Raw genomic sequence first — 12,914 nt, 5'->3', positions numbered from 1 at the left:
CGGGGCTCATTTATGGGCGAGCAGATGCAGCTGGGTGGCGAGCTCGCGCAGGATCGGGTGGACCGCGGCGATCGACTCCAGGGCGATCAGGGCGTCGGCGGCGCTGGTCTCGCCGCCGTGCCCGCGTCCCGTGTGCTCGGCGTCGATGAGGCTGCCCGGGACCAGGTCAGCGAAGATCCGTACGCCGTGCAGCTCGCCGACGGTCAGCCCGGACGCGGCGACAAGGTCGGCGAGCGTGGCCCGGGTGAAGCGCCGGGGCACGCGGTCGTGGTCACCCCAGCGCCCGTCGGGGTCGGTGAGGACGTGGCGGGCGTCGTCGAAATGCCCGGCGACGGCGCGGTGCAGGGCGGCGGCCACCTGCCCGGCGACCAGCACGCTGGCCGAGCCGCCGGGGCGCAGCGTCGCGGTGAGGGCCCGGACGGCGGCGGCGGGGTCGTCCACGTACTCCAGGACGCTGTGGCAGAGGACGAGGTCGGCGGCGTCGGGACCGAGGAGGTCGAGGAGATCCACCGCGTCGCCCTGCACCGCCTTGACGGTGACGCCTGCCTCGTCGGCGCGGCGTTCGAGGGCGGCCAGCGCGTCGGGGTTGGCGTCGACGACCGTGACCCGGTGGCCGAGCTCGGCGAGCGGCACGGCGAATCCTCCGGTGCCGCCGCCCACGTCCACCACGTCGCTGGGGCCCTCGGGCGCGATGCGGTCCAGGACGGTGCGCAGCGCGTCCCACAGGACCGCGTTCCGCACTCTGCTGCTCCCCCGCAGACGCCTCCCCGCGACCCGCAGCTCGCTGCGCTCGCCGGGCCTTCCCACAGCCCCCACCCGCCGCCCATCAGACGACTCGCTGCGCTCGGCTGGTTTTTCCTGGGCGGCCACGGCTGCCCCCTTCACGTCCGTCATCGGCCCCAGCCTATTGCGCTACAACGTCAAGGACGGCTTGAGCTGCTGCAAACGTGACAGCAGGCCGTTGATGAACCGCGGGGACTCGTCGGTGGACAGCTCGGTCGCCAGCCCGACCGCCTCGCTGACGGCGACGCCGTCGGGGACGTCGTCCACCCAGAGCAGCTCGAACGTGCCCATCCGCAGGACGTTGCGGTCGACCACCGGCATGCGATCCAGCGTCCAGCCGGTGGCGTAGGTGGCGATCAGCTCGTCGATGCGTTCCTGGTGTTCCTGTACGCCCTCGATCAGCCGGACGGCGTGGTCGTACTCAGCCAGCTCGTCCTGGTTGGGGCGGCCGCGCTGGGAGAGCACCTCGGTGGGCCGCTCCTCGCGGAGCTCGGCCGCGAACAGAACGTCGAGGGCGAGTTTGCGTGCTTTGGTCCGGGCAGCCATCTCAGCCGCGGCCGAGGTACTCGCCGGAGCGGGTGTCGACCTTGACCTTCTCGCCGGTGGTGATGAAGAGCGGGACCTGGATCTGCGCGCCGGTCTCCAGGGTGGCGGGCTTGCTGCCGCCGGTGGAGCGGTCGCCCTGCAGGCCCGGCTCGGTCTCCGTGATCTCCAGGACCACGGCGGCGGGCAGCTCGACGTAGAGCGGGTTCTCGTTGTTGAACGCGATCACCGCGTTGCCCTCGGGGAGCAGGTAGTCGGCGGCGCCGCCCACGACCGCGACCGGGATGTGCGGCTGGTCGTAGGTCTCGGTGTCCATGAAGACGAAGTCCTCGCCCTCGCGGTAGAGGTACTGCATCTCCCGCTTGTCGACGCTGGCGACCTCGACCTTGGTGCCGGCGTTGAAGGTCTTGTCGATGATCTTGCCGGAGAGCACGTTCTTGAGCTTGGTGCGGACGAAGGCCGGGCCCTTGCCAGGCTTGACGTGCTGGAACTCCAGAACGGTCCAGAGCTGGCTGTCGATCCTCAGCGTTATGCCGTTCTTCAGGTCGTTCGTCGTCGCCACGTGTTTCTCCTGGTAGCGGTCCCGCCCGTGTGGATCAGAGTACGAGCAGTTCCTTGGTCGTCTTGGTGAGGAGCTCCGGCCCGTCCGCGCGGACCACCAGCGTGTCCTCGATCCGGACCCCGCCCCGGCCCGCGAGATAGACCCCGGGTTCGGCGGTGACGGGAACTCGATCCATCAGCTTACCGGTCTTGTCGTATCCCATGAGCGGAGCCTCATGGATCTCCAGGCCGACGCCGTGGCCGAGGCCGTGCGGGAAGTCGTCGCCGTGCCCGGCCGCCGCGATCAGATCGCGTGCGGCGGCGTCGACGACCTTGGTCTCGGCGCCGGGCCGGGCCGCGTCCACGGCGGCCTGCTGGGCCCGCTTGACCAGCTCGTACACGTCGCGCTGCCAATCGGCGACCCGGCCGACGGCGACGGTGCGGGTCATGTCGGCGTGGTAGCCGCCGTAGCGGGCGCCGAAGTCCATCGTCACCAGATCGCCGGTCTCGATCTCGCGGTCGCCCGGGTGGTGGTGCGGGACCGCGCCGTTCGGCCCGGAGGCGATGATCGAGTCGAACGCGGGCGCCTCGGCGCCGAGGTCGATCATCTGGCGCTCCAGCGCGACGGCGATCTGCCGTTCGGTCATGCCGGGCCGGACCATCGGCAGGATGTGCTCGAACGCCCGGTCGGTGATCGCGCACGCCTCGCGCAGCAGCGCCAGCTCCGCCTCGTCCTTGACCTTCCGGAGCCCCTCGACCGGCCTGCTCACCGGCGGCAGCCGGATCCCCCGCTCCAGGGCGACCAGCTCGGTGTGCTTCTCCACGGTGACGTCGTGCGCCTCGAAGCCCAGCCGGCGCACGCCCTCGCCGGCGGCCAGCGTGGTGAGGACCTGCGCTGTTTGCCGTTCGACGACGAGCTCCAGGTCGGGACAGACCTCGGCGGCCGTGCCGGCGTAGCGCGCGTCGGTGGCGAGCACCGCCGGGCCGTCTGCGCGGACGAGCAACGCCGCGTTCGAACTGGCCAGGCCGGTCAGATAGCGGACATTGACCAGCCGGGTGACCAGCATGGCCTCGATGTCGTTCGCGGCGAGCAGTTCGGTGAGCCGCCCGCGCCTTGTCTCGTGGAGCTCCCCCATGGTCAGGACTCTAGTTGATCACAGAACGTGAAACATACTCGCCTTCCCCTTGTTCCCCGGGGCATGCCTGCCCTACGTTGACGCCTCGAGTGATCGATCCCACGCGGCCGGCGCTCCCCCGGCCTTCCCCTGAGGAGGACCCCCCTGTGACCGGAGTTAGCCGCAGAAGACTGCTCGGCACCGGTGCACTCACCGCGGCCGCGGGTGCCGCGATGTCCGCACTCCCTGCCTCCTCCGCCCGCGCCGCCGCCGCGGCCGTCAGCGCCGACGTGGTCATCGTCGGCGCCGGGCTGTCCGGGCTCACCGCGGCCCGCGATCTGGTCGCCGCCGGCAAGTCGGTGATCGTGCTGGAGTCCAGGGAGCGGCCGGGCGGGCGCGTGTACGGCCTGCCGCTCGGCGACGGCACGACCAGCGAGGGCGGCGCCGAGTTCATCGGGCCCACCCAGGACCGCATCGCCGCCCTCACCAAGGACATGGGCGTCGAGACCTTCGCCACGTACAACACGGGCAAGAACGTCTACTACCGCAACGGCAAGCGCTCGCTCTACGCCACCGACGGCATCCTCGGCTCGGTGCCGCCGGACTGGGGCGTCGTCGACCTGCAGCTCGCCCTTGTCTCCCTCGGCAACATGGCCAAGGAGATTCCGGTGGGCGAGCCGTGGAAGGCACCCAAGGCAGAGGAGTGGGACAGCCAGACGTTCTACACCTGGTCGCGGTCCAACTCGCTCAGCAGCGGCGCCCGCTTCCTGATGGACGCGTTCATCAGCTCGACTCTGTCGGTGCGCTCGCGCGACGTGTCCCTGCTGTACGTGCTGAACTACATCGCCTCGGCCGGAAACGAGTCCAACCCCGGGAACGTGGACCGGCTGATCAACACCAAGAACGGCGCGCAGGAGACGCGGTTCGTGGGCGGCTCGGAGCAGGTGCCGATCCGGCTGGCGGCCAAGCTCGGCGACCGCATCCGCTACAACGCCCCGGTGCGGAGCATCGTGACGTCCGGCAGCGGGGTCACGGTCACGGCCGACGGGGTCACGGTCACCGCCAAGCGAGTGATCGTCGCGATGTCGCCCGCCGTCGCGGGGCAGATCGACTTCACGCCGACGCTGCCCGCGAGCCGGCTGCAGCTGATGCAGCGCTACCCGATGGGCTCGATCGCCAAGTTCGTCGCGGTGTACGACACGCCGTTCTGGCGGGCGGACGGGCTGACCGGGCAGGCGATCGCCGACAGCGGCGCCGTCGACGCGACGTTCGACAACAGCCCGGCCGACGGATCGCGCGGCATCCTGATGGGCTTCATCAACCAGACCAACATCCGGCGGCTGGACTCGGCCTCGCCCGAACAGGTGAAGGCCGCCGGGATGGAGTCGTTCGTCAAGCTCTTCGGCGACAAGGCCAAGTCCCCGGTGCGGACGGCCGTGCAGCGCTGGGACAACGAGACCTGGAGCGGCGGCGGCCCGACCGGCATCGCCCCGCCCGGCGTGCTCACCGACTTCGGCGCGGCTCTCCGGACACCTTGCGGGCTCGTGCACTGGGCGGGCACCGAGACGTCCGGCTTCTGGACCGGCTACATGGACGGCGCGGTGCGTTCGGGCGAGCGCGTCGCCAAGGAGGTCGCGGCCGTCCTCTGAGGACCGCGATCGAGGGACGAAAACCGCGATCGACGGACGAAATCGGAGACCCCGCTCCTTCCGAGGAGAGCTTCTGAGGGGGAGCTCTCCTCTGAAGGTTCGCGTGGCGGCGTGCCGAGGGGGCATGCCGCCACGCGACGCGATTCCGGGTCAGAGCCCGGCGGCCATCTCCTTGACCTTCTCGATCAGGGCGAGACGGGCCTTGTGGTCGCCGGCGACCGGGGTGACGTTCAGCGTGGTGATGCCGGACTCCTTCATGGCGGCCAGGCGCTCGCGCACGTGCCCCTCGGAGCCGATGAGGGACATCTTCTCCAGCAGCTCGTAGGGGACCTTGGCGGCGGCCTCGTCCTTCTTGCCGTCCAGGTAGAGGTCCTGGATCTCCTCGGCTTCCTTCTCCCAGCCGTAGCGGCGGCAGAGGTCGTTGTAGAAGTTCTTGCCCTTGGCGCCCATGCCGCCGATGTAGAGGGCGGCCATCGGGCGGCCGAACTCCAGGAACCCCTGCACGTCGTCGCCGATGGCCAGCGGGGCCTGACCGACGATGTCCAGCTCGCCGAGCGCGGCGTCGCGCTTGGCCCGGCCTGCCTCCAGCGAGGGTCCCCAGACGTCGGCGGCCTTCTCCGGCAGATAGAAGATCGGCTGCCAGCCGTTGGCGATCTCGGCGGTCAGCTCGACGTTCTTGGGGCCGATCGCGGCGATCTCGATGGGGATGTCGGCCCGCACCGGGTGGTTGATCAGCTTGAGCGGCTTGCCGAGCCCGGTGCCCTTCTCGGCCGGGAGCGGCAGCGTGTAGTACTTGCCGTCGTACTGGAGGCGCTCGCGGCGCCAGACCTTGCGGCAGATCTCGACGACCTCGCGCTGGCGGCCGACCGGCGCCCGGTAGGGCACGCCGTGGAAGCCCTCGATCACCTGCGGGCCGGAGGCGCCGATGCCCAGGGTGAAGCGGCCGTCGCTCACGTAGTCCAGGCCGGCCGCGGTCATCGCCAGCACGGTCGGGGTCCGGGAGTAGATGTTGAGGATGCCCGAGGCGATCTGCATGCGCTCGGTCTTGGCCGCGATGTAGCCCATCTGGCTCACGCCGTCGAAGCTGTACGCCTCGGCCACATAGACGATGTCGAGACCGGCCTTCTCGAAGTCGGCCAGCTCGTCGGCGGCCTCCTTGAAGCCGCCTGAGTAGCTGAGCGGCATACCGATGCGCATCCCGGACTCCCTTTCCTAAAACCGAATCTGATTCAGTCGAAACGTAACGTACCGCGATCCAGGCGGATGACAGCCGCCCTGGAACGAGATCGGTCTAGACGAACACCGGCCCACGGAGCGCCTCCAAGGCCCCTCGGTACATGTCAGTGCGGATCTTCGCGACGGTCTGGCCGTTCTTGGACGCGAGCGAGGCGGCCAGCTCGACCGCGGCGGGCAGCACCTCGGCCTCGGCGGCGGTGCGCTGCACGATCCCGGCGGCCTGGGCCTGCTCGGCGGTGTAGCGGCGGCCGGAGATCATCGCCTCGTGCGCGGTGCCCGGGGTCAGGCGGGACTGGATGAGCGCGCCCATGCCGGGAGTGAAGCTCATGCCGAGGTCCACCTCGGGCAGGCAGAAGTAGCCACGGTCGGTGCGCATGACCGCGAAGTCGTGGGCGAGCATCAGCATGCCGCCGCCGGCGAACGCGTGGCCGTTGATCGCGGCGACCGTGGGCAGCGGGAGTGACAGGACGCGGGCGTACAGGCCGTTGACACGCTTGAGGTAGTCCTCGAACTGGTCCTGGTTGGCGCCGAGCCACTCCAGGTCCAGCCCGTTCGAGTAGAACTTCCCGGTGCCGGCCGTCACGAGGGCGCCGGGGCCGTCGCTCTTCTCCACCGTGTCGAGGGCGTCGCCCAAGGCGTCCAGGAAACCGGGGCTGAACCGGTTCTCGCCGTCGTCGAACCGCAGGACGAACACGTCGCCGTCACGCTGGAGGTCGATCACGCCAGACTCCTTCTTCTCCGATGCCGAAACAGACCCTACTCACCGGTAGCGGCGTCCGGCTAGGTATGACGGCCGTCATAGACAAGATTTTCTATGATGCTCGTCATGGAGAAGCCGAGATCCTTATGATGAATGTCATAATCTGGGGTCATGGGGACCGACAGCCGGGAACGCATGGTGCGGAGCGCCGCCTATCTCTTCCGCGAGCGCGGGTACAGCGGCACGGCGTTCCGCGACGTGATCGCGCACAGCGGGGCCCCGCGCGGATCGATCTACCACCACTTCCCGGGCGGCAAGGTCGAGCTCGCCGAGGAGGCGGTCCGCTACGCGGCCGAGTTCCTCAACGCCGGCATCCAGGCCGCCGCCGAGGGCGGCGACCCGGCTGCCACGGTGGACGCCTTCGTGGGGTGGTGGCGCCAGGTCCTGGTCAAGAGCGAGTTCCGGGCGGGCTGCCCGGTCGTCGCGGTCACCGTCGAGGCCCATGACGACGCGCCCCAGCTGACCAAGGCCGCCGCGTCCGCGTTCGACCGCTGGGAGGACACCCTCGCCACCTGCCTGGGCAACGCCGGGGTCCCCGACGACCGCTGCGGCCGCCTGGCCCGCATGATCGTCGCCGCCGTCGAGGGGGCCACCATCCTGTGCCGTGCCCACCGCGACGTCCGTCCCCTCGACGACGTCGTGACCGAGCTCAAGGCCATGACCGCCGCCGCGATCACCGACTGACCCGCGATCACCGACTGACCTGCGTCAGCACGTGACCCAGTGGCCCGGCGAGGTCTGCTTGAGCGTGGTGGTGGTGAAGGTGTTCCACAAGCCGAGCGGCTGGTTGGAGCCCGCAGCGTAGGTCTGGCCCGAGCGGACGTACGCGCGTCCAGCCGTCGTGTGGGCGTAGTTGCTCGCGGTGATGCACTCGGATGTCGGCGTGGGTGTGGGGGTGGGTGTAGGCGTGGGGTCGGGGTCGCCTTCGCCTTTCACTCCGCCCAGGGCCTTGACCATGGCGACGATCGAGGCCATCTGCGGCCCGTTCTTGAGCGGGTACGCGGCCGACTGGTAACCCCACCAGTCCCAGCAACCACGCGGATTGCCGGTCATGGTCGTGGCCTGCGGGTAGAGCACGATCATGTTGTTGGTGTCCGCGTACTCGTTCAGGTAGCCCTTGTCCATCAGGGCGTTGCCGACCAGCCCGTAGTACTGGTAGCAGCCGTGCAGAGTGACCATCAGCTTGCAGGAGGCGCCCTCACACGCCTTCGGGACGTAGGCGAAGCCCTCGCTGCCCATGCTGACCGAGCCGGGGTTCCCGCCAGGGACGTGCGCGGCCTGATCGAACTGGATCAGCTTCCCGGTCAGCGGCGAGGTGCTTGCCGGGGCCACAGTTCCGAGGAGGTGGGTCAGCATCTCCTTTACCGGATCGGTGGTGCCGCAATTGTTGATGTAGGGAGACGCCGTGGAGCCGCAGGCGTTCGGGCCGATCGGGCTCACCCAGGCGTGCCCCGCCCCGGACGTCTTGTTGTAGGAGACGTTCGCGCCGAGGCCCCCGTAGTAGGTGGCGAGGTCATCGTTGACCGCCGTCTTGATGGTCGCGTCGGCGGTGCCGTGGAAGAGCCACACCGGATCGCCCGACAGGTTCTGGACCGGGTCGAGACTCCCCGCCGCGGCCCGGTCCCGGGTCAGCTGCTGGAGCTGAGCGGGCGTCTTGCGCGGCAGAGTGGTCTCCATGCACGCGTACAGGGCGGTGCTGAGGTTGTTCTGGGCACAGTCGTACGGGCCTGCGGAGAAGATGCCGGCCCCTTTGAAGACGCTGGAGTAGGCGACGTGGAGCTGGTTGGCCATGAAGCCGCCGGACGACAGTCCGCTGACGTACGTGGCCGAGATGTCGTGGGCGGTGAGCGTGCCCCGCGTCGGCGGCGGCACCGAAGCCCTCGCGATGGATAGTGAAGCCGTCAGCCCCAGCGCCGTCAGAACGACCAGGAGCGCTCGTCGGATCCTCATTTTCGCACCTCCTCACGGACGGGATCCCGCCAGTGTGAAAGCACGATGTGACCCAGGCCACGTTGCCCGCGCACACACTTGCCGAAGCTCGTATGTGGCGCGGGGGTCCCGTACCGCACGCCCCGTACCCCTGCCCTGCCGCCTGCCTGTACCGGCTAGGTCTTCTGCTCCGCGATCAGCTCGGCGACGGCCTGCAGGGCCAGCACGTACGACATGAGGCCGAAGCCCGCGATCGTGCCGGTGGCGACGCCCGCGACGACGGAGTTGTGGCGGAACTCCTCCCGAGCGGCGGGATTGGAGATGTGCACCTCGATCAGGGGCGCGGCGAGCTGGGCGAGCGCGTCCCGCAGCGCGTAGGAGTAGTGGGTGAACGCGGCGGGGTTGATGACGACCGGGAGCCGTTCGTCGGCGGCCTGGTGCACCCAGCGGACCATCTCCGCCTCGTCGTCGGTCTGCCGGACCTCGGCGTGCAGGTCGAGGTGGCGGGCGGTGTCCCGGCACAGCGCGACCAGATCGTCGAACGTGGCGGCCCCGTACACGTCGGGCTCGCGGCTGCCCAGGCGGCGCAGGTTGGGCCCGTTCAGAACGAGGACTCTGTTCACCGGCCGACCTCCTGGTAGGCGGCGGCGAGCAGGTCCTCGTCCGGACCCTCCAGCCGCCCGGGCGCGGCGATGGCGTCGAGCACGACGAAGCGGAGCGTGGCGCCGCGCGACTTCTTGTCGATGGTCATCGTCGCGCGGAGCTCCTTCCAGGCCTCCGCCCCGTACGAGACGGGCAGGCCGACGGAGGAGATCACCTTGCGGTGCCGGTCGACGACGTCCTGCGGGAGCCGCCCGGCGAGGCGGGCCAGCTCGGCGGCGTAGACCATCCCGATCGCCACCGCGTGGCCGTGCCGGAACCGGTAGTCCTCGGCCTTCTCGATGGCGTGGGCGAGCGTGTGCCCGTAGTTGAGGATCTCCCGGAGCCCGCTCTCCTTGAGGTCGGCGGCGACCACGTCGGCCTTCACCCGGATGGCGCGTTCGACCAGCTCGCGGGTGTGCGGGCCGGTGGGTGAGGCGGCGCCCTCCGGGTCGGCCTCGATCAGATCGAGGATCACCGGGTCGGCGATGAAGCCCGCCTTGATCACCTCGGCGAGGCCGCTGATGTAGTCGTCGTGCGGCATGGTGACCAGCGTGGCCAGGTCGCACAGCACCCCGGCGGGCGGGTGGAAGGCGCCGACGAGGTTCTTGCCCTCGGGGATGTTGATGCCGGTCTTGCCGCCGACGGCCGCGTCGACCATGCCCAGCAGGGTGGTCGGCACCAGCACGGCCTTGACCCCGCGCAGCCAGGAGGCCGCGGCGAAGCCCGCCAGGTCGGTGGTGGCGCCGCCGCCGACGCCGACGACGGCGTCCGTACGGGTCATGCCGAGCTGGGCGAACCGCGACCAGAGCCCGGCGAGCACGCCGACCTCCTTGGCCGCCTCGCCGTCCGGCACCGGCAGGGCATGCACGGTGTAACCGGCCTGTTCGAGGGCGCCGCACACGGGCCGCGCGATCTCCGGCAGGCCCTCGGCGTGGACCACCGCGACCATCCGCACGCGGTCGCCGAGCAGGCCGGGCAGCTCGCCGAGCACGCCGGTGCCGATGACCACGTCGTACGGATCGGCGCCGCCGACGTGCACCCGGGACTCCGTCACGACCGCTCCAGTTCCTTGACGATCTCTTCGACGATCTCGGCGGGGTCGCGGCCATCGGTGGCGATCACGATGGTGCCGAGCCGCTCGTAGATCGGCAGCCGTTCCTCCAGCAGCTTGCGCAGCTGGCTTCGCGGGTTCATGACCAGCAGCGGCCGCGCCGAGGCCAGCCCGACCCGCTTGACCGCCTCGGACAGCCCGACCTGCAGGTAGACCACCGTGTGCCCGGCCAGCAACTCCTGGGTCTCGGCGGCCAGGACGGCCCCGCCGCCGAGGGCCAGCACGCCCTCGTGCTCGGCCAGCGCGGCCCGGACCGCGGCGCGTTCGAGCGCCCGGAAACGTTCCTCGCCGTCGTCGATGAAGATCTCGCCGATCGGCTTGCCGGCCGCGGCCTCGGTGTCGGCGTCGGTGTCGCGCAGGGCCACGCCCAGGCGCTCGGCCAGGGCGGTGCCGACGGTGGATTTGCCCGAGCCGGGGGGCCCGATGAGAACTGCCTTGGGCCGCGTCATGTCATATCCAGCGTCATTTGATTTCCAGGGAGGACAGGTAACCCTGCACGTTGCGGGCGGTCTCCTCGACCGAGTCGCCGCCGAACTTCTCCAGCACGGCGTCGGCCAGCACGAGCGCCACCATCGACTCGGCCACGACCCCGGCGGCGGGCACCGCGGTCACGTCGCTGCGCTGGTTGATGGCCTTGGCGGGCTCGCCGGTCTTGACGTCGATGGTGTCCAGGCGCCGCGGCACGGTGGAGATCGGCTTCATCGCGGCCCGGACGCGCAGCACGTCGCCCGTGGTCATGCCGCCCTCGACGCCGCCCGCGCGGTTGGTCCGGCGGCGGATGCCCTCGGCGGTCATGTCGATCTCGTCATGGGCGCGCGACCCGGGCCGGCGCGCCGTCGTGAAGCCGTCGCCGACCTCGACGCCCTTGATCGCCTGGATGCCCATGAGGACCCCGGCGAGCCGGGAGTCCAGGCGCCGGTCCCAGTGCACGTGGCTGCCCAGGCCCGGCGGCAGCCCGTACGCGAGCACCTCCACGACGCCGCCGAGCGTGTCGCCCGCCCTCTTGAGCTCGTCGACGTGCGCGACCATCTCGGCTGACGTCCCGGCGTCGAAGCAGCGCACCGGGCTCTCGTCCACCGCCGCCAGATCCTCCGGGGCCGGCAGGCCGGCCCCCTCGGGCACGGCCACCTCGCCGAGCGACACCACGTGGCTGAGCACCTCGGTGCCGACCGCCTGCCGCAGGAACGCCTTGGCCACCTCGCCCAGCGCCACCCGCGCCGCGGTCTCCCGCGCGCTCGCCCTTTCCAAGATCGGCCGGGCGTCGTCGAAGCCGTACTTCTGCATCCCGACCAGATCGGCGTGGCCGGGCCGCGGCTGCGAGAGCGGGGCGTTCCGCGCCTGCGCCGCCAGGACGTCGGGGTCGACCGGGTCGGCCGACATCACCGTCTCCCACTTGGGCCACTCGGTGTTGCCGACCTCGATCGCGACCGGTCCGCCCTGGGTGAGCCCGTGCCGGACCCCGCCCAGGATCGTGACCTTGTCCTGCTCGAACTTCATGCGGGCGCCCCGCCCATGTCCGAGCCGGCGGCGGCGCAGCGCCTCGGCGATATCGCCCGAGGTCACGCGCACGCCGGCCGGAAGGCCCTCCACGATCGCGGTGAGGGCCGGGCCATGGGACTCCCCCGCGGTCAACCAGCGCAGCATGCCGTCGATCCTAGTGACTCTGCGCAGGTTGCCGGATCCACCCCACCGCCTTGCCGGGCGGCGAGTAGCGTGATCGGGACGGATCTTCCGAGACGGAGGTGTTGCGAGGCCATGGCGGACGAGGGCTGGAAGCCGGTCGGCATCGACACGACCACTCCGAACGCCGCCCGGATGTACGACTTCTTCCTCGGCGGCAAGGACAACTTCCCCGCCGACCGCGCCGCCGCGGAGAAGATCCTGGAGTATGTGCCCGAGGTGCACCACGTCGTCCGGCAAAACCGCGCCTTCCTCGCCCGCGCCGTCCGTCACCTCGCGGAGAACGGGATCCGCCAGTTCATCGACATCGGCACCGGCCTGCCCACCCAGAACAATGTCCACGAGGTCGCCCAGGGCTTCTTGCCGGACTCCAGGGTCGTGTACGTCGACAACGACCCTGTCGTCCTGGCCCACGCCCGTGCACTCCTGACGGGCGAGGGGACCGGCGAGGTCGCGGTGGTGGAGGGAGACCTGCACGAGCCGGAGAAGATCATGTCTGACCCGGCGGTCCGCTCGATGATCGATTTCGATGAGCCGGTCGCGCTGCTGCTACTGGCCGTCCTCCACTTCATCCAGGACGAGCCGGCCGGCCTGGTGGCCCGGCTCTCCGCGCCGCTCCCTCCCGGCTCCTACCTGGTGATCACGCATGCCACGCCGCAGGACAGCCGTGCCGAGGACGTGCCGAAGGTGATGGAGGTCTACGCCTCCTCCACCTCCCCGGTCACGCTGCGCGAACGCGACGAGATCCTGCCGTTCTTCGAGGGATTCGACCTGGTCGACCCCGGCCTCGTCTATGTCTCGCAGTGGCACACCGAGCCGGACCGCGTCCTCTCCGGCCCCGACCGTTCCCGCGCCTACGGCGGCGTCGCCCGCCGCCCGCTCTAGCCGTTCCCGTTCCAGGCTCAGGCTGGTCGTTCGCGTTCTAG

General features: G+C 70.4%; 14 protein-coding genes. 3 read left to right on the top strand and 11 right to left on the bottom strand.

Going from position 1 to position 12,914, the window contains the following annotated elements:
- Positions 1 to 6 precede the first annotated feature (6 nt).
- Genes ACH34W_RS06910 through ACH34W_RS06895 form a run of 4 tightly spaced genes read right to left on the bottom strand, consistent with a single transcriptional unit; the run spans position 7 to position 3,002 of the window.
- Complete coding sequence (locus ACH34W_RS06910) at positions 7 to 894, bottom strand: methyltransferase domain-containing protein (protein ID WP_395959854.1); 888 nt, start codon at positions 892 to 894, stop codon at positions 7 to 9.
- 18 nt (positions 895 to 912) lie between these two features.
- The gene (nusB, locus tag ACH34W_RS06905) at positions 913 to 1,329 is read right to left on the bottom strand and encodes a transcription antitermination factor NusB (RefSeq protein WP_395959853.1); all 417 of its coding nucleotides are present in this window, start codon (positions 1,327 to 1,329) and stop codon (positions 913 to 915) included.
- Between the two features lies 1 nt (position 1,330).
- The gene (efp, locus tag ACH34W_RS06900; RefSeq protein WP_395959852.1) at positions 1,331 to 1,888 is read right to left on the bottom strand and encodes an elongation factor P; all 558 of its coding nucleotides are present in this window, start codon (positions 1,886 to 1,888) and stop codon (positions 1,331 to 1,333) included.
- A 34-nt stretch (positions 1,889 to 1,922) separates the two neighbouring features.
- Complete coding sequence (locus tag ACH34W_RS06895; RefSeq protein WP_395959851.1) at positions 1,923 to 3,002, bottom strand: M24 family metallopeptidase; 1,080 nt, start codon at positions 3,000 to 3,002, stop codon at positions 1,923 to 1,925.
- 146 nt (positions 3,003 to 3,148) lie between these two features.
- Between ACH34W_RS06895 and ACH34W_RS06890 the strand changes: the two genes are divergently transcribed.
- The gene (locus ACH34W_RS06890; protein WP_395959850.1) at positions 3,149 to 4,630 is read left to right on the top strand and encodes a flavin monoamine oxidase family protein; all 1,482 of its coding nucleotides are present in this window, start codon (positions 3,149 to 3,151) and stop codon (positions 4,628 to 4,630) included.
- Positions 4,631 to 4,780: 150 nt separating this feature from the next.
- On the opposite strand, the gene ACH34W_RS06885 is transcribed toward ACH34W_RS06890, so the two are convergent.
- Both ACH34W_RS06885 and ACH34W_RS06880 read right to left on the bottom strand, forming a co-directional pair.
- The gene (locus ACH34W_RS06885) at positions 4,781 to 5,827 is read right to left on the bottom strand and encodes an LLM class F420-dependent oxidoreductase (protein WP_395959849.1); all 1,047 of its coding nucleotides are present in this window, start codon (positions 5,825 to 5,827) and stop codon (positions 4,781 to 4,783) included.
- Between the two features lie 94 nt (positions 5,828 to 5,921).
- On the bottom strand, positions 5,922 to 6,587 hold the full coding sequence (locus ACH34W_RS06880) for an enoyl-CoA hydratase/isomerase family protein (RefSeq protein WP_395959848.1): 666 nt from the start codon (positions 6,585 to 6,587) through the stop codon (positions 5,922 to 5,924).
- A gap of 150 nt (positions 6,588 to 6,737) precedes the next feature.
- Here ACH34W_RS06880 and ACH34W_RS06875 point away from each other — a divergent pair, with 150 nt between their 5' ends.
- Positions 6,738 to 7,310 carry a TetR/AcrR family transcriptional regulator gene (locus ACH34W_RS06875; RefSeq protein WP_395959847.1) on the top strand — a complete coding sequence of 191 codons (573 nt, stop codon included), beginning with the start codon at positions 6,738 to 6,740 and terminating at the stop codon, positions 7,308 to 7,310.
- A gap of 24 nt (positions 7,311 to 7,334) precedes the next feature.
- Here the strand turns inward: ACH34W_RS06875 and ACH34W_RS06870 are convergent, their stop codons facing one another.
- From ACH34W_RS06870 to aroC, 5 genes are all read right to left on the bottom strand, one after another.
- Entirely contained in the window at positions 7,335 to 8,576 is a 1,242-nt protein-coding gene (locus ACH34W_RS06870; RefSeq protein WP_395959846.1) for a hypothetical protein, read from the bottom strand.
- A gap of 155 nt (positions 8,577 to 8,731) precedes the next feature.
- Positions 8,732 to 9,178, bottom strand: coding sequence for a type II 3-dehydroquinate dehydratase (gene aroQ / locus ACH34W_RS06865; protein ID WP_395959845.1), 447 nt, complete (start codon positions 9,176 to 9,178; stop codon positions 8,732 to 8,734).
- The gene (gene aroB, locus ACH34W_RS06860) at positions 9,175 to 10,251 is read right to left on the bottom strand and encodes a 3-dehydroquinate synthase (RefSeq protein WP_395959844.1); all 1,077 of its coding nucleotides are present in this window, start codon (positions 10,249 to 10,251) and stop codon (positions 9,175 to 9,177) included. Before aroB ends, aroQ begins: the two co-directional genes overlap by 4 nt.
- A complete protein-coding gene (locus tag ACH34W_RS06855; protein WP_395959843.1) occupies positions 10,248 to 10,757 on the bottom strand; it encodes a shikimate kinase in 510 nt (169 codons plus the stop codon). Before ACH34W_RS06855 ends, aroB begins: the two co-directional genes overlap by 4 nt.
- 13 nt (positions 10,758 to 10,770) lie before the next feature.
- Positions 10,771 to 11,952 (bottom strand): chorismate synthase, encoded by a 1,182-nt coding sequence (aroC, locus tag ACH34W_RS06850; protein ID WP_395959842.1) that lies wholly within the window; start codon positions 11,950 to 11,952, stop codon positions 10,771 to 10,773.
- A 111-nt stretch (positions 11,953 to 12,063) separates the two neighbouring features.
- Between aroC and ACH34W_RS06845 the strand changes: the two genes are divergently transcribed.
- Positions 12,064 to 12,873: an SAM-dependent methyltransferase gene (locus ACH34W_RS06845; RefSeq protein WP_395959841.1), complete on the top strand. Its 810-nt coding sequence runs from the start codon at positions 12,064 to 12,066 to the stop codon at positions 12,871 to 12,873.
- Positions 12,874 to 12,914: the final 41 nt, after the last annotated feature.

This window comes from Actinomadura sp. 6N118, assembly GCF_044326415.1.
GTDB lineage: Bacteria > Actinomycetota > Actinomycetes > Streptosporangiales > Streptosporangiaceae > Spirillospora.
This window is presented reverse-complemented; position numbering and strand designations above follow the sequence as displayed.